The sequence below is a fragment of the Rhodococcus jostii RHA1 genome, from assembly GCF_000014565.1.
GTDB lineage: Bacteria > Actinomycetota > Actinomycetes > Mycobacteriales > Mycobacteriaceae > Rhodococcus_F > Rhodococcus_F jostii_A.
The window spans coordinates 623,609-642,715 of record NC_008268.1; the positions used below are offsets into that span (position 1 = coordinate 623,609).

The following is a 19,107-nucleotide window of genomic DNA, read 5'->3' on the forward strand; positions in this document are numbered from 1 at the left end:
AAACATCGCACCACCACACCATCGGGGGCGAGGAGGAAAGATGACCCGAGACGATCAGGCCATGCTGGCGTTTGCAACGCGGTGGTGCCGTTACGGCGGAGGAGACGAATACATCCTGCCCGAGTTCGGCATCACCCCGCAGGTGTTCTACCAACGCCTTCTGGCGATGGTGACGTCCACAGTGATCAACGACGTCGACTTCTCAACCCGGACATACTTGATGGACTTCTGCTCGAGCAAGCTCGCCCGGCCGGCCTCGAAAAGTGTCGCGGCCGCACACACTGCCGTGTGATCGATCCGTACCGGAATGGTTGCGAGAGATTGTTTGCGCCAACGGATTCGGGTACTACGCGTTCCCGGTTGGCCGAGCGACGAGCGTGATGCCCAGGTTCGCACGACGTGACACTCCGGCCCACGGGCCAAGCATCGGATACACGGTGCGATCCACCGTCGTCTCCGCGGTGATGTCGAGTGCGTCGGCCGCCGCGATCGATCGGAGCTGCAACTGGGCGGGAGCGGTGGTCCCCCGGACCATCACCTCACACACAACTGAACCGCTCGACAAGTCGGCACCGTCGATCGCCACTTCGATCGTGGGGTCTTGTCCGTGTGGAGATAGTGCGCGGACCGCAGGTGCCAATCACTTGGCCCCAATGCGGTATCGATCCGATCGGCGGCGAGCAGGCCGGTCCCGGTGATGCGGCCGCCGCTGACCGTGATCGAGCCCTCCCGCACCGGGATACGGCCTCGCACCCTATCAACCCGAACGCTTAGGCGCGGAACGTCACCGCCGATTTCTCGGTATCAACGGCATACGTACCGGCGGGAATGGCCGGGGAGGCGGAGGACGCGGAATGGATGTCGGGCATAGGTGGACTCCTTGGGTCGTGTGTCGCCGATCGGGCTATTGCAATATTTGATAACAGTTAGGGTTGATGTGCAAGGTTCGACCGTCAGCTCCTGTGCCCTGCTGGTCCCCACAGCCGATCACGTTCAGTGCGCAGCGATTTCGTCCGACAGCGTCGCCGGTGGGCAGGATGACCACCGGGATCGGGACCAGCAGCAGTGCCGGCGTGCAGATTGCTCACCCTCATGAGTGCTGGTTGCCGGATCTGCCGGTCACTGCTTGACTGAGATCACGCCAGGCACGAGAACGCCACGCCGTTCCTCGATCGCCCGCCGGGAGAGCTCACGAGGCCGGAGACCCGGACAACGACACCGCCGCACGATTATCGACGCACCGTATACGGCGCGTTCTGACCCGTAACCGCAATTCGGCGCAGCAAGTACAGCACGGACCCGACTCGAGGACTTCCTGTGCGATCTACTTTTTCCCCTATCCAGCGACCCCTCCCGGCAATTCGCGACACCGAGCCGCCCAGCCGGAATTCCGCCGCTTCCTCCACTGCGCTCCCCGAGCGAATCCACCCGATGCGGATGACCGGCGCTCAAGCGGTGGTGCGCGCGCTCGAAGCGCTGGCCGTCGAGGTGGTCTTCGGCATTCCGGGCGGAGCAATCCTGCCGGTGTACGACCCGCTGATCGATTCCCAGCGGCTGCGTCATGTGCTGGTGCGTCACGAACAGGGTGCCGGACATGCCGCCACCGGGTACGCCCAAGCCACCGGCAAGGTCGGGGTTTGCATGGCAACGTCCGGGCCGGGCGCACCGAACCTGGTCACCCCGCTCGCCGACGCGCAGATGGACTCGGTGCCGGTCGTGGCGATCACCGGGCAGGTCGGGCGCGGGCTGATCGGCACCGACGCCTTCCAGGAAGCCGACATCTGCGGTATCACCATGCCGATCACCAAGCACAACTTCCTGGTCACCGACCCCAAGGACATCCCCCGCACTCTCGCGGAGGCGTTCCACATCGCCGCCACCGGGCGCCCCGGTGCCGTGCTCGTCGACATCCCCAAGGACGTCCTGCAGGCCACCACCACCTTTGCTTGGCCACCGGCGACCAAGCTGCCCGGCTACCGGCCGGTGACTAGACCGCACGGCAAGCAGATCCGGGCGGCCGCCGACCTCATCGCCGCCGCGAAGGCGCCGGTCCTTTACGTCGGCGGGGGTGTGATCAAGGTTTCCCGTCGTGACGACGCTGATGGCCCGCGGAGCGTTCCCCGACAGCCACCGCCTGCACTACGGGATGCCTGGCATGCACGGCACCGTCGCCGCTGTTGCGGCGCTGCAGAAGGGCGACCTGCTGATCGCGCTCGGTGCCCGGTTCGACGACCGCGTCACCGGGGAAGCTACCTCGTTCGCCCCCGACGCCAAGGTGATTCACGCCGACATCGACCCGGCCGAGATCGGCAAGAACCGATTCGCCGATGTGCCGATCGTCGGCGACTGCAAGCAGACCACCACGGCACTGATCGACGCGATACGTTCCCGCCGAGACCAACGCCGACCGATCGACCTGACCGGCTGGCGCCCTCGACCAGGTTCGCCGGGCCTACCCGGTCAGTTACGACCGTCCGCGTGATGGTGCCCTGTCGCCGGAGTTCGTCATCGAAGCTCTCGGTAAGGCCGCCGGCCCCGATGCGATCTACTGTTCCGGCGTCGGCCAGCACCAGATGTGGGCCGCCCACTACATCAGCTACGAAAAGCCGCGTACCTGGCTCAATTCGGGCGGTCTCGGCACGATGGGTTATGCGGTGCCCGCGGCGCTCGGTGCCAAGCTTGGAGCACCCGACCGGGAGGTGTGGGCGATCGACGGCGACGGCTGCTTTCAGATGACCAACCAGGAACTGGCCACCGCCGCGATCGAGGGTGTCCCGATCACGGTAGCCCTGATCAACAACGGCAACCTCGGCATGGTCAAACAACTCCAGGAAATCCACTACGACGGCCGGTACTCGAACGTCGACCTGGCCACCCATGAAGGACGTCGACGCGGTGATCGCCCAAGCCCGCGCCCTCAACGACCGCCCCGTCGTCATCGACTTCATCGTCGGCGACGACGCCCTGGTCTGGCCGATGATCGCCGCCGGCGCCAGCAACGACCAGATCATGGCAGCTCGAGGAATTCGACCGCTGTTCGACGACCACGAGGAAGCCACCGAGACAGCAACCATCAATGAACTGCTGAAAGGGAACGAAGACCAGTAGGACGCCGGTCGGTGACGCGCCGTTCAGTGCCGAAAGCGGGACTACTCGTCGGTTTGCATCGCCAGCACGACAGCGACCGCGGTGATCAGCAAAACTAGCAGAAGCAGCACATTCATCCTGTCCCCCTTGATGTGTCAGAGTGGACCCGTCTGGCTGACCGGTCGTCGGTCGTCGGCGAACATGGCCTCGATCCTCGCTTTGATCTCCGCGGTGCTCATGCCGCCCCTGCACAGCACCAGCGGCCGCGAGGTGATCGACGACGCCGGAATCATCGAGGCTGTGGTCATGCGCGCGGATTTCCCGAATCAGAAACAATGTGCTGGCCTTCCCCGGTGTGTTCCGGGGTGCGCTCGTTGCCAGTGCCCGCCGGATCACCGAAAGCATGAAGCGCTCCGCCTGCCAAGGGCCGGAGGCGGGTTCTTCCCCCCAAGAGCCGCTGCTGCGCAGCGCCACTGGTATACAAGCGCAGCCCCGAACAATTCGGCATCTGAGCTACCTACCAAATACTCAGTACCACAACCGCTTACATCAATACTCAGTCCGAAGAATCTCGTAGGGGGCTCGCGGGTCGATTTCGAGCAACCCCGTGCATTCCAGACAGGATGTGGAAGTTCTCAGGGCGGCGCATCGTCTGTCAGCGCAGCGGTTCCTCGACAGGAAGGTCGGCGGCCCGCCCCTCTCGTTGCCGGGGCCGGATGTGCCGTCTGCGGTCGTTCTCGGACATCCCGCCCCACGTCCCGTACGGTTCGGCAACGGCCAGGGCGTACTCGCGGCATTCGGTGAGCACCGGGCAGTCCTGGCAGACGCGTTTGGCGCGCGCTTCGCGCCGCGCCCGGTCCCGACCACGCTCCCCCTCTGGAGAGAAGAACAACGACGACTCGACGTTCCGGCACGACCCCAGCATGCGCCAATCTCCACGATCACGGTCGGCGGGCGGTCCGGTCCGTGGCGTACCTTCACGGCGGGAAGCCGGCACAGTGTTCGGCGCACGAGCGGATATACAAGTCATCGGATCGGTCTCACTCATCTCACTCACGGGTATTTGTGCTGCGGACCTGTCACCGCGGTAATCCTTTCGCAAACAACATTCTTCACAACCAATCCGGACGGTCTCTTTAGGTTCACGTGCCCAGCCAGAACCTTCGACGAGCGACGGTGATCATTTGCTCGACCAAGCGGCCGCAGCGGTGCCGGCGCGGCGACGTCGAGATACGCGACCAGTGCCCGACAGAACGCTGCGGTGTCCATCCCGAAATCGGTTCTGATCACCTCGGGAGGGCCGCCGCCGTGGGCGCACCAACGTGGGGCTCGGGCCGTGGAGTGCGCACCTGGGAAGGGTAAAAGTACGGATGAGATGACTTGTGTCCTATTTCGCAACACTGGTTGCTCCATGAAGAAACGGAGTCGGATCTGACCATCGTGTCGTAACCCAGCTCGGGTAAGGTCCGAGGCCGGGCTTGCGCATGAGGTGCACCGGAACCCCGACGACGCTCACCTGGCAGTGCTCGTAGGCGTTGATGGCGGCCTCGGCCCTGCGCCAGTCGTAGCCGTCCCACCAGTAGGCAACCAGCTCACTGAGATTAGTGTCCGGGAAGCTGTAAGACCATTCCCCGTTCCCCTCGTCCAGCGCGAGGGTCCGCAACATAACTGCGAGGTTGTTTGCACGCCGCATCCTTCGACGCCATGACGACCCGAGGTCAGCTTTCAGTCGCTGAGAGGGCACCGTACTTGGTTGTTGAAGGGCACCCAGATCGGAACGGCGATCTCGCCGCGGTCCGCGTCAGTTAAGGGACCAACAAGCCCATTTGGTGGTGCTGCCAGAAGTGTGGGCATGAATGGTTGAGCGCGCCTCGGACGAGAATCCGGTCGACCGAGACAACGAGTTCACAACGGATCATGGGGTGCCCGTCGTGCTGGAAGTTCAGCGCTAGCAACAGCACGCAAATTTCGGGCCAACAAATGGCATGCGACACTCAGCCACCGACCTGACCCTCTCGAAGACCGACGTCACACAGGGTTACCTCGACCAGTGCCTTCTCGCACACACCCACGGTGGGTTGTCCGCAATGGACGCAGCCAAGGCGAAGTGGTGGTCTGAGGAAATCCAGAACGAGGTCCTCGACTCCTGCGTCCAGCTGCACGGCGGCTACGGCTACATGAACGAGTACCGGACGGCGCGCGCGTGGAAAGACGCCCGGATCACCAAGATCTGGGCCGGCACCAACGAGTTCATGAAAGAAAGTATCGGCCGGGACCTCGGCCTGTAGCGCAACCGACCTGCAGACGCCAGCAACCCACCCAGGCAAAGACCACAGCCGGGCCCACACGCAGACAGCCAGCGACCACCCGCACACGCACACTCTCGCGAGGGAAGGCCCTGGAATGGTCGTCCTACTCCGGCACGCCCACGCGATAGGAAAGCAGAGCTGGCGCGGGTCCGACGCCCACCGGCCCCTCAGCGCCCTCGGCCAGGAACAAGCCGCCGGCCTCGTCGACACCCTCACCGGCGTGGAGTTACGCGTCCTGTACTGCAGCCCGACCACCCGCTGCCTGGACACCCTCGCCCCGTTGGCCGCCGCCTACGGCCTTGCCATCCACGAGCACCCCCTCCTCGCCCCGGACGCCGCCGCCGACGATTTGTTCGCCGCCCTCGACACCGTCGACCTCACCGGCACCCTGTGGGGCACCGCGCTCGCCGCATGCACCCGCACCGACGGGACACGCGCATTCCCCATTGGTGACACCGCAAAGGTGGGGCCTGGCTTCTCAATGCCCACACCCCGCCGCGCTACATCGATCCCGATCCGCCGCAGTAGCCGGCTTCGGCGGTGGGGGTCGCCGCTACGAAAGTGCAACGAGCGACTTCGTGCCGTCGACCCGGGAGATCCAGCTACCCTTCCATCAGTGACGCAGGTCACATTAATCCGGGGTTCGGTCGGCGTAACGTTTCCGGCCCTCCCCGACACCGTTCGAATAGCCGCAGACGCTGGGCCCGCGGCACCCGAATGAGGACCACCGATCACCATGAGCACCACACAGCTCCACCCGAACACCCACCCCGCCACCAGCACCTCCCACTGGAAGCGACTCGCCACCGCCGCCGCCGCGACCGCCGCACTCGGCCTCGTCCCGGTCGCCGCCGCCAACGCCACCACCGCACCGCCGAACGCCACGCAGCCCGCCGCCGCCGTCACCCACGACAGCCCACTCGACCGCGACAACGACATCCAACAGCAACACCAACACGACCGTCAGCGTGACCAGCGGCAGGACCGCCGCGCCGACACCATCGTCCTCGACCAGATCCTGCTCGACGGCTGAGACAGCAGCACCCCGCTGTAGCGCAACCCAGCCGCCGTAACCCCGGGAGCCGAACAGCGCACAGCTGTTCCCCAAACCTGGGATGACGGCCCGCACCCGACATCCCCCGCGTCCCCGACACCCCGCGAGAAGGCAACCATGAACACCATCGAACCCCCCGCCACCGAGGCGGTCACCACCACGGCAACAACATTCGGCAGCACCGCCGACCTGACCAGCGCGCTGATTCGCGCCGCGACCGCCCACGGTCAACACGAAACGCGCACCGGCGCCGCGGATCCGAACTGGCCCGACTGGTACGCCGCCTACATGGTCGCCGAACAGGCGGGGACGGAGCCGCCCCTCTAACCACCCTCCACACCATCGACCGACCCCCCACGCACCACCCCACCAAGGAGAACGTCATGTCCACGATCCACCTGCACCAGACCACAACCGCCACACCGGAACAATTCCTCGACGCACTCACCGACTTCGGGCCCGGCCGCCAGGCGATCTTCGGCAACAGCGCCGACGACCACCTCCAGGTACACGAACTCGACACCACCCACGCCGACGTCACCGAAGGCTCCGGCGGGGCCTGGGAACGCCTGCACTACGACTGGACCGACCCCCACCGCATCGTCATGACGACCACCGACTCCAACCTGTGGGGCGGCAACTCCGGCCACACCTACACCCTCACCCCGCGCCCCGACGGCACCACCGACATCGACGCCGTCGTGGTCCGCGACGGCAAAAACCTCAAAGGACGAGCACTCGCAGCCGTGCTCGGCGTCTTCGGCACCCGCGTCCTGGGAAAGGCGTTCGACAACACCATCGCCGCCATCGAAGCCCGCAACCACACCCCACGAACGGCAAACAACACCTAACCCAGAGGGCGCCGTCGAGCACCGCAACCACGGCGCCCGGCGGCGCCACCATGTCCGACAGTCCGTAGCAGTGAAGGTAGGCAGGCCGGCGACATCCGCGTCGGGCCCACTGTCACGGTGGCGACGAGGGCGGTGTCTTCGCAGACGATGTCCTCGCCGCTGTTCTGCGCCCCCGCACCGGCTTCCCCGCCTGGGTGGGAGCCTTGTCTTCGGCCGCGACTCCCGCCGGGGCCGCCGACACCTTCTGCACAGGACTGGGAGTCGTTGCCCCGGCCACGGTTCCGGGTCCGGTCGACGGCTCACCGGCCCCCGCGCGGTCCGGCTTCGTGCCGAGTTTGAGTTGGTCGAGGACCAGCGCCGTAGAGCCTCCTCCCACTCCCACGGTTCGACATGCGCACACCTGACCAATAGCCGAGGAGCATGGTCTGCATCACTATTTTAATTCAATGATCCCCTTGTCCCTGCTCCGCCGGAGCTCGTCCTCGTTGTCGATCGTCGTACGCGTCGGCGGACCTGCAGCCCGAACCCCGGCGCCGCAGAACGGCGCACGGAATTGAGCGGCGGCACCGCGGGTCAGAGCGACCGCCACTCCCGGCCGGTCCGGCTGAGGATTCGTTCCGCAGACTCCGGGCCGGACGCGCCGGACGGATAGTTGTCCGGGCGACCGAGGGCTGCCCAGTGCTCGAGGAGAGGATCGATGACCCGCCAGGACCATTCGACCTCCTCACGGCGAGGAAAGAGGGTGGCGTCCCCGCGCAGCACGTCACAGATCAGCCGCTCGTAGGCCTCCGGCGCCGGGTCGAACACCGACCGAAAGTCCATCCCCAGGCTGACCGGCTGAATGTGCATGCCGCCGCCCGGACGTTTGGCGCCGATGTGCAACTCGATTCCGTCGTCCGGCTGAACCCGGAGCACGAGCACGTTCGACACCGCCGCGGCCCGGGCAGCGGGTGAACCATGGGCGGGGGGTGTGAACGTTACCGCGATCTCGGCGGTCCGCCGTGCCAGGCGTTTGCCGGTGCGGATGAAGAACGGCACGCCGGTCCGCCGTGCCAGGCGTTTGCCGGTGCGGATGAAGAACGGCACGCCGGCCCACCGGCGAGTCGCGATGCCGACTGTCAGGGCCGCGAAGGTCTCGGTCGTCGAGTCGGCTGGGAAGCCTGCCTCGTCAGCCAATCCTGTTACGGGAACACCGTTCTCCACCCCCGCACCGTATTGGCCGCGGGCAGATGTCTCCGCGAGCGGTCCGAGGAGTCCGGTGGCGGAGAGGACCTTGATCTTCTCGGCGGCGATGCTGTCGGCATCGAACGCGACGGGTTCCTCCATCGCGATCAACGCCAACAGTTGCAGCAGATGATTCTGGATGACGTCGCGGGCAGCACCCACGCCGTCGTAGTACCCGGCGCGCCCGCTCACTCCGACGCTCTCGGCCATGGTGATCTGCACGTGGTCGATGTGCCGGTTGTTCCACAACGGCTCGAACATTCCGTTCGCGAAGCGTAACGCGAGGATGTTCTGCACCGTCTCCTTCCCCAGGTAGTGATCGATGCGGTAGATCGAGGACGGCGGAAACACCCTTTCCAGCGCGACACCGAGGGTCTGCGAGCTGGCGAGGTCGTGCCCGAACGGTTTTTCCACCACCACCCGGCGCCACCCACGATCCCCGCGGTGGAGACCGGTGATCGCCAGCTGGTCGCAGACCGTGGCGAACGCGGACGGCGGCACCGACAGGTAGAACACGTAATTGCCGGGCTTACCACGACGGACGTCGAGCTCGGCCAGCCGGGCGGAAAGCCGGGCGAACGCGGCCGTGTCGTCGAACGACCCCTGCACGACGTGGATACGCTCGACGAGCCCAGCCCACACCGCAGGGTCGAATGGTGTGCGCGCGTGCGCAATCACCGCCTCACGCAGCCGGGCTTCGGTGTGCGCGCCGTCGCGAGCGAAGCCGACGAGATCGAAATCCGGTGGCAGCTGGCAACCGTGCGCGAGGTCGTAGATGGCCGGGACCAACTTCTTGCGTGCGAGATCACCGGTGATTCCGAAGATCACCATCGAGACCGGTTCGGTGACCTGACCACTATTGCCGATCAACGCCTCACCGAGTCCGCCGTCCGAGCTGGCTGCCAGCGGGTCCCTCTCCTGCACTTCAGACACGGTGACTTCTGTTCCCACTCCGTCTTTCGCTCCACCACAAGCGCATTCGGACAATGCGTCGAATACCAGTGTGGAAGGCCTGAAGACGGAATGCACTTGGCCGAGCGGCCAGTGACAGCTCCCCGTCCGGTCAGGTGAGGCGACCCCGAAACCGCCGTAGACATAGACATCGGCACGATACCGAGAATCGAGAATGGAACGGTGACGATGAAACTGGGACTGGTCGGTCTGGGCCGCATGGGTCTGAACATGCGTGAGCGGTTGCGCGAACGCGGACTCGAGGCGATCGGATACGACCCTCACGCCGCCGCCAGCGATGTGGACAGCCTCGAATCGTTGGTCGAGTCGCTTCCGGCACCGCGGGCGGTGTGGGTGATGGTGCCTGCCGGTACGCCGACCCGTCAGGTGATCGGGCAGCTTTCGCGCCTGCTCGCGCCCGGTGACCTCGTCGTCGATGGCGGCAACTCCCGGTTCACCGACGACAAGGTGAACGCGGACATCCTCGCCGAACACGGCATCCGCTACCTCGACTGCGGCGTCTCCGGCAGAGTGTGGGGACGCACGAACGGCTACGCGCTGATGGCCGGCGGCGACGCCGCCGACATCGACCGGTTGATGCCGGTCTTCGACGCGCTGCGACCGGACGGTGACCGTGAGGACTCCTTCGTCCACGCCGGCGCGGTCGGTGCCGGCCACTACGCGAAGATGGTGCACAACGGCATCGAGTACGGGTTGATGCAGGCCTACGCCGAGGGGTACGAGCTGCTCGCCGCCGAGGACTCGATCGTGGACGTTCCCGCAGTCCTGCGTGCCTGGTCCAAGGGCACCGTCGTGCGGTCCTGGTTGCTCGACCTCCTGGTGCAGGCCCTGTCCGAGGATCCCGACCTGGCCGCGATCTCCGGCTACACCGAGGATTCCGGCGAAGGCCGCTGGACCGTCGAAGAAGCCATCGCACACGCGGTTCCCGCGCCGGTGATCTCCGCCGCATTGTTCGCGCGGTTCGCCTCCAGACAACACGATTCGCCCGCCATGAAAGCCGTTTCGGCGCTGCGCAACCAGTTCGGTGGGCACGCCGTCCGACGTTCCGAAACCGCCGGGATCGCCTGAACAGTGACGGCCTCGACCCGACCTGCCCGGCAACTCACCGGTGCGTGTCCTCGCGGCGGCCGGCGGCGGACGGCGCCATTCCGAACTCGCGGCTGAAGGCGAAGGAGAAGGCTGCGGGAGATGCGTAGCCGAGAGTCGAGGCGACCCGAGTCACCGGCTGCGAGCGCAGCATCGGGATGGCTGCCAGCAACCGAGCCCGCAGGCGCCAGGCCGCCGGACTGACCCCGACCTCGCGTAGGAATCGCCGGGTGAAGGCGCGTTCGCTCACGCCACTCGGCCCGCCCACTCGGCGTTCGTCACGCCGACCTCCGGCTTGCCGAGATAGGACCGGCACAACGCGACCAGGTCGGCCGACGTGGGCAGCATCAGGTGCAGGGGCAGCGACCTGAGCGTTGCCAGCTCGAACAGCAGCAGTGCCGCGACGGCGCCCTCCCTACCGTCGCGGTCCTACTCGGCGGGTAGATCGGCGGCGACGAGCAGCAATTCACGGAGCAGCGATGACACCTCGACCACGACGCACGCCATGGGCCACCACGGCACCGCAGCTGGTTCGATGTAAAGACTGCTCGTACTCACACCGAGCATCCGTACCCGATGCCGTGTGGCCGGCGGAATCATGACGCCCTGAGCCGTGGGCACCGTCCAGGTGCCGTTGTCGGTCTCGACGACCATTGTTCCTGTAGCTCCGTACAGGAACTGCGCACGACGGTGTTCGTGCCAGTCCAGCACGAAGCCGGCCGGATAGTCGGTCGCGATCGGGAGCACGTCCCGCTCGATACTGTCGATGTCGCCGAGCGGGACATTTCTCACCACACCCAACCTACCGACTGACTCTCGAAAGAAATCGACTGACATTCGATTGTCGCCGCTACAGCGATACGGTGAACTGGACCGAGTGAATATGTTCGTTCTCGTTCTCATCGGCCTCGTGACCGGGTTGACCACCGTCCTGTTCGGTTTCGGCGGCGGGTTCGTGACCGTCCCGGTCGTCCTGTGGGCAGAAGCAGGGCTCGGCGACTCGGCCGCCCGGGTCGCAGTCGCAACATCCGCGGCGGTGATGATGGTGAATGCTGCCGTCGCCACGTCCGCAACCTCCCGCACGGTGCTGCGTCACTTGCGTGACTCTCGTTGTCTGCTAGCACTTCTCGGTCTCGGAGGCGTGGCAGGCGCGTTGCTCGCCCGGCTCGTACCCGGCGCAATCATCCAGTGGGGGTTCGTCATCTACCTCGTCGGGACGATCGTTGATGTCCTGGTGCGGCCGGGCTTCTTCCGTCCGGCGGCGCCGCACACCACCGACTCTCGGCAACGGTTCGCCATACCGACCTCGCTCGGGCTACCGATCGGCGCGAGCGCAGCATTTCTCGGCGTCGGCGGCAGTGTCATGACGGTGCCTCTCCTGCGCCGCTCCGGATTGATGATGGGTGTCGCCACCGCACTCGCAACCCCGCTGACCCTCGCCATCAGCCTGCCGGCAGTTCTGATCTTCCTCGTCGGCCGCGGTCCCGGATCACCCGCCGGCGCCGCCCTGGCCGGCTCCATCGACCTGGCCGCGGCCCTGGCGCTTCTCCTCGGCGCACTCCCGGTGATCGTCACGCTGAGGGACGCCCACCCCGTCTGCCCGACCGTGTCCACGCGGTCGGTTACGTGCTGCTCCTCGTCGCGGTCACCATGACCACTGTGCTTGCTGCGCTTCGGTAACCGCAAGCGCGTATCCCGCCGACACGGGAGGAAGGATCACGCCGGTGCCGCCCACACCCAACGACGTCCGTGAACCCACCGGGGTAAGCCACGTCGACGGTAGCCGACTCTCCTTCCCGGACTTCAGGAATGCTGATGTTCGGGCCGGTCGGATGCGGCCCAGCTGGAGAGCAGGCGGAGGGATTCCTCGGAGGGAGAACCAGGCTCGGCGGTGAATCCGAACAGGGTGAGACCGGCCGCACTGGCAACCTCGAGCGCCTCGAAACGCAGAGTCAGGTCCCCGACGACGGGATGATGGAACCGCTTGGTGCCGCGCCGGTGCGCCTTGATGTCGTGCGTCGCCCAGCGAGTGCGGAACTCGTCGCTGCGAGTGGCCAACTCGCCGACGAGGCCGGTGACCGCCGCCGAATACGGGGACCGCGCCGCCTCGCTCCGGAGTATCGCGACGGCGTCGTCGGCAGCATGGTTCCAGTCGGGGAACGTTTCACCGGCGCGGCGGTCGAGGAAGATGAAGCGGGCGAGGTTGGGCACGCCGTCCGAGCGGTCGAACACGTCGGCGTACAGGGCGCGGCCGAGGGCATTGACCGCGACGATGTCGAGGTGACCGTTCTGCACGACCGCGGGAGCGGTGATCATCGCGTCGACGAGGGCCTGAACCGGCTCCGGAACCTCGACGCGCGCCCGGGGAGCAATTCGCCTGCGGGGCCTGGTGGACGCCGCGCGGGCCAGCGTGAAGAGGTGTTTCGTCTCTTCGTCGTCGAGCCGCAGCGCGGTCGCGATGGCGTATAACACTTCGTCGGACACCCCTGAAACGCCGCCGCGCTCGATCTGCACGTAGTACTCGGCACTGACTCCGGCGAGCATCGCGACTACCTCCCGGCGCAGCCCCGCGACGCGGCGCCGACCACCCGTGGGCAGGCCCACCTGGTCGGGTGTGATGCGTGCGCGGCGGGTCGTCAGGAAGTCCTTGATCTCCTTGGCGATTTCCATATCAGCAGCTTAGGGACCTCCGACAGCCCGTGGGAGGGGCTGAGGGTACCCCCGATAACCGGCTCTGGTTCGGGGGTGCGGATCACAGCAGAGTGGTGTGAGCACACGGTTCGGGCCGCCCGGAACCGAGTATCGAGATCCAGACCGGCCGGCGGGCTCCGCCGGACGACGAAGGGAATGAGCGCATGACCACGAAAACGACCGAGACCGTCAGCGTGAAGACGCCGTACTGGGACATCGCTGCAGACATCTACTTCCCGCCCGGATTCGACGAGTCGAAGCAGTACCCGGCCATCATCAGCGCGCACCCGATCGGCAGCTGCAAGGAGCAGACGTCCGGCAACGTGTACGGCACCGCCCTCGCCGACGCCGGCTACGTCGTCATCGCATTCGACGCCAGCTACCAGGGCGCCAGCGGCGGCGAACCCCGGTTCACCGAGGACCCCACGCAACGGGTCCAGGACTTCAGCTTCGTCGTCGACCACCTCGTCACGCTGCCGTACGTGGACGCCGACCGGATCGGCGTGCTCGGCATCTGCGGCGGTGGCGGATACTCCATCAGCGCAGCGAAGACGGAACGGCGGATCAAGGTCGTCGGCAGTGTCGTGGGCGTGAATTTCGGACACCTCCTGCATGAAGCGTTCAGCGGCTACGACCCGATCGCGACACGGGAGGCGATCGCCGGGCAGCGCACCGCCGAGGCCCGCGGCGCCGAACCGAACGTCGAGAACCTGCTGCCGCCCACCGTGGACGCGGCGGCCGGGACGGGACTCGACGTCGTCGAGGCCACCGACTACTACAAGACACCCCGCGGGGAGAAGCCGAACGGCGCCACCCGCAGCCTGATCTCACGACGAGCAGCGGGATACGGGTGGGACGCCTTCACCCACGCGAAGTACTCCTCACCCAGCCGCTGTGTGTCGTCGTCGGAAACAAGCCCGGTGCGTTCGGTTCCTACCGTGACGGCCTCGAGATCTACCGCCGCGCCCGCTCCGAGACGAAGCAACTCGTCGTGGCCGAAGGCTTCTCGCACTACGACCTGTACGACCAGCCCGACCCGGTCGGGCAGGCTCTCGACGCCCTCATCCCCTTCTACAACAAGAACCTCTGACCGAACGAGCACACATCACAATCAGAAGGACTCGGTAATGGACAGCATCACCTTTCCCAACGGCCCGATCACCATGGCCGGCAACCTGTTTCTGCCCGACAACTTCGATCCGCAGGCCAGCTACGCGGCCGTCGTCACCGTGCACCCGGGCGGCGGTGTGAAGGAGCAGACCGCGGGCCTGTACGCCGCGAAAATGGCGGAGGAGGGTTTCGTCGCACTGGCCTACGACGCCTCGTTCCAGGGCGAGAGCGGCGGCGACCCGCACCACCTCGAAGATCCGTTCGCTCGGGCGGAGGACGTCCGCGCCGCCGTCGACTTCCTGCAGAGCCTGGGCTATGTCGACGCTGAACGGATCGGCGTCCTCGGGGTCTGCGCCGGCGGCGGGTACGCCGTGAATGCGGCCCTGACCGACTACCGGATCAAGGCCGTCACCACCGTCAGCGCCGTGAATATCGGCGCCTCGTTCCGGCGCGGGTGGTACGGAACCGACTCCGACGCAGCGTTCTTCCGGGAGAACCTGGCGGCTCACTCCGAAGCGAACTGACACCAGCCCGACCCGGTCCTCCCGGCCTCTGGAATCCCCAATGGCTCGGGAGGACTCGGCATCGCCACTCCAGCTTCCGGGTACCAGCTCAATGGTTCGGGCTTGCAACAGATCCGGCATGCCACCGACGCCACGTGAACTGTTCTACTCCCCCACCACGTCAGGGGCCCATCCCATCAATCGCTTCTCGATGACCGAGAACGCAGCTTCGCGCGGAAATGCATTTTACAGTCTACCGTGAACGGCGCCGCGCCAGCGGTTGGCAGCTGTATCAGGCCGTCGGCGTGGAGCGCGGCGACCGCGAAGCCTCGGCCCTCCAGGCGTTCGAAAACTTTCGCTTCTTCGGCGCGCCGCACGTCGCGATCATCACCACCGACGCGGTGCACGGGGTGTACGGTGCCGTCGATACCGGCCTGTACGTGGGCACATTCCTACTCGCGGCGCGGAGCCTCGGACTCGGGGCAATCCCCCAGGCCGCGCTCGCCAGTCATTCCCCGCTCATCCGCAAGCACTTCGACATCCCCGCCGATCGAAAGATCTTGGTCGGCATCTCGTTCGGCTTCGCAGACACCGACCACCCGGCCAACAACTACCGCACCACACGGGCACCGCTGAACGAAGTCGTGACGCGGATCCGCGAATAAGCATCCGGGAACGACGGAGGCGATGTCGCGCTGACCTCCGCTTCGAATGATAGATTCTCCGCATGCGGAGTGAACGCTCCGCTTTGTTGGGAGAATCTATGAAAACCGCTTCACGGCGGACGCACCATCAGTTGACGTTCGCCGTTCTCACCGTGGGCGTCGGCGCCTATGCCCTGCTGCAGTCCCTGGTGATGCCGGTGTTGCCCACCCTCGAGTCCGCGCTGGGCACGACACAGACCGATATCACCTGGGTGTTGACCGCCTACCTGCTGTCGGCGTCGATCTTCACCCCGGTCATGGGACGCCTCGGGGACATGCACGGCAAGAAACGGGTGTTCGTGATCGCGCTCGTCGCACTGGCCGCGGGGTCGCTGCTCGCGGCCCTGGCCACCTCGCTGTCCGTGATGATCGCCGCCCGGGTGATCCAGGGCATCGGTGGCGGTGTGCTGCCGTTGGCGTTCGGCATCATCCGCGACGAGTTCCCCGAGGAGAAGGTGGTCGGAGCGGTCGGCATCATCGCCGCGCTCACCGCCGTCGGCGCCGGTCTGGGCATCGTCCTGGCCGGACCTATCGTGACCGTGCTGGGCTTTCACTGGCTGTTCTGGATTCCGCTGATCATGGTCGTCCTGGCCGGGTTGGCCGCGCAGATCCTGGTCCCCGAGTCGCGTGTTCGCACCGCCGGGAAGATCAACTGGCTCACCGCACTGCTGCTGTCCGGCTGGCTCGTCGCGTTGCTGCTCGGGGTCAGTCAGGCACCGACCTGGGGCTGGGGCTCTCCGATCGTCATCGGACTGCTGGTCGCCGCCGCGGTCCTCGCCGCGACCTGGGTGGCCGCCGAAGCGCGATCCGCCAACCCGCTGATCGACATGAGAATGATGCGGATCCGCAGCGTCTGGGCCGCCAACCTGGTGGCCCTGCTGATGGGAGTCGGGATGTACGCCGCGTTCGGCTTCCTCCCGCAGTTTCTGCAGACACCCCCCTCGGCCGGATTCGGCTTCGGCGCCTCGGTCACCGAATCGGGCCTGATGCTGCTGCCGTTGAGCGTGGGAATGTTCCTGCTCGGACTCGCCTCCGGCCGCCTGGCGACTCGACTGGGGTCGAGAAACCTGGTGATCGCCGGCTCGATCGTCAGTGCGATCGGCTACTTCGTGGTGGCATTCCTCCACGAGACCGAGACGGACATCTACCTCGCCACGGCCTTGACCGGAATCGGTTTCGGCCTGGCCTTCTCGGCGATGTCGAACGTCGTCGTCGCAGCGGTGCCGTCGGAACAGACCGGTGTCGCCAGCGGCATGAACGCGAACATCCGCACGATCGGCGGCTCACTCGGCGCCGCGTTCATGGCCAGCGTCGTCACCGCCGGGGCGTCCACGTCGGGGGTGCCGCAGGAATCCGGCTACACCAACGGCTTCGTCATGCTGGGTGTGGCAGTGGCCCTCGGCGCCGTGGCGGCCCTGTTCATCCCGGCGATGAAGCGGGACGACACCACGAATCTCGAACCGTCGCCCGAGCTGCGGCACCCGGAACTCGCGCTGGTCGCCGGCGGCACACTGGTGGGCGACGAATCCGAATGAGGTCCGACATGAGCGATCCGGCAGGCGGCAAGGCACTGCGCCGCGACGCCGCGGAGAACCGGCAACGGCTACTCGATGCGGCAGCGACCGTGTTCAGTGCCCGCGGCCTCGACGTGGGGGTCGACGAAATCGCCCGGGTCGCCGGCGTCGGCATCGGCACCCTCTACCGCCGGTTCCCCACCAAGGATGCACTGATCAGTGAACTGGTTCGCCAGGTGCTCGAAGACTTCCTCACCCTGGCCCACGAAGCCCTCTCCGCGCCGGAGGGCGAGGGCCTCGAACAGGTGCTCTACGGCAGCGGTGCCATCCTCGCGTCGAACCGCGGATGTCTCTCTCGCATGTGGAACGACGATCAGACCACAGTTCTGAGGAACGAGTATCGCCGGATCCTGTTCGAGTTGCTGGCGGGGGCCAAGCAGCACGGCCGCATCCGCGAAGACGCCACCGAGGCCGACCTGGACCTCATCTTCTGGTCCCTCCGCGGCGTCGTCGCGACGACACGCGGCGTCACCGACACCGGCTGGCGCAGAATCCTCGCGGTCATGATCGCGGGATTGCGGCCCGGCGCGGAAAGACTCGATGCGGCACCGCTGAGCGCACAGGACGTCGCACAAATCATGGAAAATTTGTGGCCTCGATAAGGTGCGGCGGGTGGCGAGGGAACACTACCCCGTCAGGTATTCGTCGTCGGTGACGTGCTCGAGCCAGGTCGTGGTGGTGGCCGGGTCGTCGGCGTTGTCGAGCATGGCGAGGTGTTCCATGAACGAGTCGGCGCTTGCTCCGTGCCAATGTTGTTCGTTCGGTGGGCAGTAGAGGGTTTGACCGGCGTGTGCTTCGACCTTCGGTCCGCCGCGGGACTTTACCCAGGCAGTTCCTTCGGCGATGTGCAGGGTCTGACCGTGGGCGTGCGAGTGCCACGCGGTGCGGGCGCCGGGCGCAAAACGCACTTTCGCCACTACCATTCGCTGACCGGGGTCGCGGGGAAAGGCGATACGGTCGAGCCAGACGTCACCCGTGAATTGCTCGGGCGGGTTCTTGGTCGTCGGGGTGTGGGGATCGATCTGCATTGCTGTACTCCTCAGGCTTCGGGGATCTCGAGGCCGAATGTCTCGCGGGTGATGTCGTCAGGTTCCGGGCCGCCACGCACACCGGTGTCGAGGGCGTCGATCGCGGCGAGTTGATCGGCGGTGAGATCGAAGTCGAAGACCTCGAAGTTCTCGGTGATCCGGGACGGGGTGACCGATTTCGGGATCACCTGACGTCCCTGCTGCAGGTGCCACCTCAGCATCGTCTGGGCCGGCGTCTTGCCGTGTGCCGCTGCGATCGACTGGAGGGTGGGATCGTCGAGTGTGGAGCCGTGGGAGCCGTTGCGGTAGAAAGTGATGCCGCCGATCGGGGACCATGCCTGCGACACGATCCCGTGTTCGGCGTTGGCCGTGAGCACGTCGGATTGGCGGAAGTACGGGTGTACCTCGATTTGGTTGACCGCCGGCACCACCGATGTCTCGTCCCGCAGTCGCGTGAGGTGGTCGGACATGAAATTGCTGACACCGATGGCGCGGACGCGTCCGTCCGCGAGCAGCGTCTCGAGCGCCTTGTAGGCCTCGACGGTGAGGGCGAACCCACCGGGAAGAGCCTGGTGCAGTATCAGCAGGTCGATCTGATCGATTCCGAGTTTGCGGGAGCTCTTGTCGAACGCGTGCAGCGTCGCGTCGTAGCCGTAGTCGGTGATCCAGATCTTGGTCTCGACGAAGATGTCCGAGCGATCGATGCCCGAACGGCGTATGGCTTCGCCGACCTCGCGTTCGTTCTGATAAGCAGCTGCGGTGTCGATGTGCCGGTATCCGGTCTCCAATGCCGCCTCGACCGCCGCAACGGTGTCATCAGGCGGCGTCTGGTACACACCGAAACCCAGTGCCGGCATCGTGATTTCGTTGTTCAAGGTCAATTGGAGGATGGTCATGTTTCAACCTTAGGTTCG

General features: G+C 66.1%; 17 protein-coding genes and 7 pseudogenes. 15 read left to right on the forward strand and 9 right to left on the reverse strand.

The annotated features are described in order from the left end of the window. The first annotated feature begins 40 nt into the window (after positions 1-40). Positions 41-292, forward strand: a complete 252-nt coding sequence (locus tag RHA1_RS02660; RefSeq protein WP_011593804.1) for a DUF3263 domain-containing protein — start codon at positions 41-43, stop codon at positions 290-292. A gap of 54 nt (positions 293-346) precedes the next feature. On the opposite strand, the gene RHA1_RS51530 is transcribed toward RHA1_RS02660, so the two are convergent. Continuing rightward, positions 347-535 (reverse strand): hypothetical protein, encoded by a 189-nt coding sequence (locus RHA1_RS51530; protein ID WP_237726834.1) that lies wholly within the window; start codon positions 533-535, stop codon positions 347-349. Positions 536-1,431: 896 nt separating this feature from the next. On the opposite strand from RHA1_RS51530, the pseudogene RHA1_RS02670 reads away from it, so the two are divergent. Continuing rightward, positions 1,432-3,108: pseudogene (locus tag RHA1_RS02670) on the forward strand (acetolactate synthase large subunit). A gap of 134 nt (positions 3,109-3,242) precedes the next feature. Here the strand turns inward: RHA1_RS02670 and RHA1_RS50290 are convergent. Beyond that, positions 3,243-3,395 carry a hypothetical protein gene (locus RHA1_RS50290; RefSeq protein ID WP_167540909.1) on the reverse strand — a complete coding sequence of 51 codons (153 nt, stop codon included), beginning with the start codon at positions 3,393-3,395 and terminating at the stop codon, positions 3,243-3,245. Position 3,396: 1 nt separating this feature from the next. On the opposite strand from RHA1_RS50290, the pseudogene RHA1_RS51535 reads away from it, so the two are divergent. Next, positions 3,397-3,511 (forward strand): annotated as a pseudogene (locus RHA1_RS51535) (malic enzyme-like NAD(P)-binding protein); the annotation flags it as partial. A 231-nt stretch (positions 3,512-3,742) separates the two neighbouring features. Here the strand turns inward: RHA1_RS51535 and RHA1_RS02675 are convergent. Both RHA1_RS02675 and RHA1_RS02680 read right to left on the reverse strand, forming a co-directional pair. Continuing rightward, positions 3,743-4,135 carry a WhiB family transcriptional regulator gene (locus tag RHA1_RS02675; RefSeq protein ID WP_011593806.1) on the reverse strand — a complete coding sequence of 131 codons (393 nt, stop codon included), beginning with the start codon at positions 4,133-4,135 and terminating at the stop codon, positions 3,743-3,745. Between the two features lie 339 nt (positions 4,136-4,474). After that, positions 4,475-4,780: an epoxide hydrolase N-terminal domain-containing protein gene (locus RHA1_RS02680; RefSeq protein WP_011593808.1), complete on the reverse strand. Its 306-nt coding sequence runs from the start codon at positions 4,778-4,780 to the stop codon at positions 4,475-4,477. Positions 4,781-4,908: 128 nt separating this feature from the next. Here RHA1_RS02680 and RHA1_RS53490 point away from each other — a divergent pair. From RHA1_RS53490 to RHA1_RS02705, 6 genes and pseudogenes are all read left to right on the forward strand, one after another. Beyond that, positions 4,909-5,097, forward strand: a pseudogene (locus RHA1_RS53490) (zinc-ribbon domain-containing protein); the annotation flags it as partial. A gap of 14 nt (positions 5,098-5,111) precedes the next feature. After that, a pseudogene (locus RHA1_RS02685) lies at positions 5,112-5,375 on the forward strand (acyl-CoA dehydrogenase family protein); the annotation flags it as partial. A gap of 115 nt (positions 5,376-5,490) precedes the next feature. After that, positions 5,491-6,117 (forward strand): histidine phosphatase family protein, encoded by a 627-nt coding sequence (locus RHA1_RS02690; RefSeq protein ID WP_011593810.1) that lies wholly within the window; start codon positions 5,491-5,493, stop codon positions 6,115-6,117. Positions 6,118-6,132: 15 nt separating this feature from the next. Further along, the gene (locus RHA1_RS02695) at positions 6,133-6,429 is read left to right on the forward strand and encodes a hypothetical protein (RefSeq protein WP_011593811.1); all 297 of its coding nucleotides are present in this window, start codon (positions 6,133-6,135) and stop codon (positions 6,427-6,429) included. Positions 6,430-6,567: 138 nt separating this feature from the next. Further along, a complete protein-coding gene (locus RHA1_RS02700) occupies positions 6,568-6,777 on the forward strand; it encodes a hypothetical protein (protein WP_011593812.1) in 210 nt (69 codons plus the stop codon). A 56-nt stretch (positions 6,778-6,833) separates the two neighbouring features. Next, the gene (locus tag RHA1_RS02705; protein ID WP_011593813.1) at positions 6,834-7,301 is read left to right on the forward strand and encodes a hypothetical protein; all 468 of its coding nucleotides are present in this window, start codon (positions 6,834-6,836) and stop codon (positions 7,299-7,301) included. Positions 7,302-7,874: 573 nt separating this feature from the next. Here RHA1_RS02705 and zwf read toward each other — a convergent pair. Further along, entirely contained in the window at positions 7,875-9,449 is a 1,575-nt protein-coding gene (zwf, locus tag RHA1_RS02710) for a glucose-6-phosphate dehydrogenase (RefSeq protein WP_011593814.1), read from the reverse strand. A gap of 216 nt (positions 9,450-9,665) precedes the next feature. Between zwf and gnd the strand changes: the two genes are divergently transcribed. Beyond that, positions 9,666-10,565 (forward strand): phosphogluconate dehydrogenase (NAD(+)-dependent, decarboxylating), encoded by a 900-nt coding sequence (gene gnd, locus RHA1_RS02715; protein ID WP_011593815.1) that lies wholly within the window; start codon positions 9,666-9,668, stop codon positions 10,563-10,565. 34 nt (positions 10,566-10,599) lie between these two features. Here the strand turns inward: gnd and RHA1_RS02720 are convergent. Further along, positions 10,600-11,375 (reverse strand): annotated as a pseudogene (locus RHA1_RS02720) (AraC family transcriptional regulator). 91 nt (positions 11,376-11,466) lie between these two features. On the opposite strand from RHA1_RS02720, the pseudogene RHA1_RS02725 reads away from it, so the two are divergent. After that, a pseudogene (locus tag RHA1_RS02725) lies at positions 11,467-12,263 on the forward strand (TSUP family transporter). A 123-nt stretch (positions 12,264-12,386) separates the two neighbouring features. Here RHA1_RS02725 and RHA1_RS02730 read toward each other — a convergent pair. After that, the gene (locus tag RHA1_RS02730) at positions 12,387-13,253 is read right to left on the reverse strand and encodes a helix-turn-helix domain-containing protein (RefSeq protein ID WP_011593820.1); all 867 of its coding nucleotides are present in this window, start codon (positions 13,251-13,253) and stop codon (positions 12,387-12,389) included. Between the two features lie 185 nt (positions 13,254-13,438). On the opposite strand from RHA1_RS02730, the gene RHA1_RS53495 reads away from it, so the two are divergent. The 4 genes and pseudogenes from RHA1_RS53495 to RHA1_RS02755 all read left to right on the forward strand — a co-directional run bounded on the left by RHA1_RS53495 (position 13,439) and on the right by RHA1_RS02755 (position 17,767). Beyond that, positions 13,439-14,908 carry an alpha/beta hydrolase gene (locus tag RHA1_RS53495; RefSeq protein ID WP_011593821.1) on the forward strand — a complete coding sequence of 490 codons (1,470 nt, stop codon included), beginning with the start codon at positions 13,439-13,441 and terminating at the stop codon, positions 14,906-14,908. Positions 14,909-15,138: 230 nt separating this feature from the next. Next, positions 15,139-15,552: pseudogene (locus tag RHA1_RS02745) on the forward strand (nitroreductase); the annotation flags it as partial. Positions 15,553-15,650: 98 nt separating this feature from the next. Continuing rightward, on the forward strand, positions 15,651-17,126 hold the full coding sequence (locus tag RHA1_RS02750; RefSeq protein ID WP_011593823.1) for an MFS transporter: 1,476 nt from the start codon (positions 15,651-15,653) through the stop codon (positions 17,124-17,126). Beyond that, on the forward strand, positions 17,123-17,767 hold the full coding sequence (locus RHA1_RS02755; RefSeq protein ID WP_050787236.1) for a TetR family transcriptional regulator: 645 nt from the start codon (positions 17,123-17,125) through the stop codon (positions 17,765-17,767). Before RHA1_RS02750 ends, RHA1_RS02755 begins: the two co-directional genes overlap by 4 nt. Positions 17,768-17,791: 24 nt before the next feature. Here the strand turns inward: RHA1_RS02755 and RHA1_RS02760 are convergent, their stop codons facing one another. Together RHA1_RS02760 and RHA1_RS02765 are read right to left on the reverse strand one after the other, a co-directional pair. After that, positions 17,792-18,193 carry a (R)-mandelonitrile lyase gene (locus tag RHA1_RS02760; protein WP_011593825.1) on the reverse strand — a complete coding sequence of 134 codons (402 nt, stop codon included), beginning with the start codon at positions 18,191-18,193 and terminating at the stop codon, positions 17,792-17,794. An 11-nt stretch (positions 18,194-18,204) separates the two neighbouring features. Further along, entirely contained in the window at positions 18,205-19,089 is an 885-nt protein-coding gene (locus RHA1_RS02765; RefSeq protein WP_011593826.1) for an aldo/keto reductase, read from the reverse strand. Between the last annotated feature and the right edge of the window lie 18 nt (positions 19,090-19,107).

Coding starts and splice junctions, on each gene's coding strand:
- RHA1_RS02660 (WP_011593804.1), top strand. CDS start 41: ATGACCCGAGACGATCAGGCCATGCTGGCGTTTGCAACGCGGTGGTGC.
- RHA1_RS51530 (WP_237726834.1), bottom strand. CDS start 535: ATGGTCCGGGGGACCACCGCTCCCGCCCAGTTGCAGCTCCGATCGATC.
- RHA1_RS50290 (WP_167540909.1), bottom strand. CDS start 3,395: ATGACCACAGCCTCGATGATTCCGGCGTCGTCGATCACCTCGCGGCCG.
- RHA1_RS02675 (WP_011593806.1), bottom strand. CDS start 4,135: ATGAGTGAGACCGATCCGATGACTTGTATATCCGCTCGTGCGCCGAAC.
- RHA1_RS02680 (WP_011593808.1), bottom strand. CDS start 4,780: ATGCGGCGTGCAAACAACCTCGCAGTTATGTTGCGGACCCTCGCGCTG.
- RHA1_RS02690 (WP_011593810.1), top strand. CDS start 5,491: ATGGTCGTCCTACTCCGGCACGCCCACGCGATAGGAAAGCAGAGCTGG.
- RHA1_RS02695 (WP_011593811.1), top strand. CDS start 6,133: ATGAGCACCACACAGCTCCACCCGAACACCCACCCCGCCACCAGCACC.
- RHA1_RS02700 (WP_011593812.1), top strand. CDS start 6,568: ATGAACACCATCGAACCCCCCGCCACCGAGGCGGTCACCACCACGGCA.
- RHA1_RS02705 (WP_011593813.1), top strand. CDS start 6,834: ATGTCCACGATCCACCTGCACCAGACCACAACCGCCACACCGGAACAA.
- gnd (WP_011593815.1), top strand. CDS start 9,666: ATGAAACTGGGACTGGTCGGTCTGGGCCGCATGGGTCTGAACATGCGT.
- RHA1_RS02730 (WP_011593820.1), bottom strand. CDS start 13,253: ATGGAAATCGCCAAGGAGATCAAGGACTTCCTGACGACCCGCCGCGCA.
- RHA1_RS53495 (WP_011593821.1), top strand. CDS start 13,439: ATGACCACGAAAACGACCGAGACCGTCAGCGTGAAGACGCCGTACTGG.
- RHA1_RS02750 (WP_011593823.1), top strand. CDS start 15,651: ATGAAAACCGCTTCACGGCGGACGCACCATCAGTTGACGTTCGCCGTT.
- RHA1_RS02755 (WP_050787236.1), top strand. CDS start 17,123: ATGAGGTCCGACATGAGCGATCCGGCAGGCGGCAAGGCACTGCGCCGC.
- RHA1_RS02760 (WP_011593825.1), bottom strand. CDS start 18,193: ATGCAGATCGATCCCCACACCCCGACGACCAAGAACCCGCCCGAGCAA.
- RHA1_RS02765 (WP_011593826.1), bottom strand. CDS start 19,089: ATGACCATCCTCCAATTGACCTTGAACAACGAAATCACGATGCCGGCA.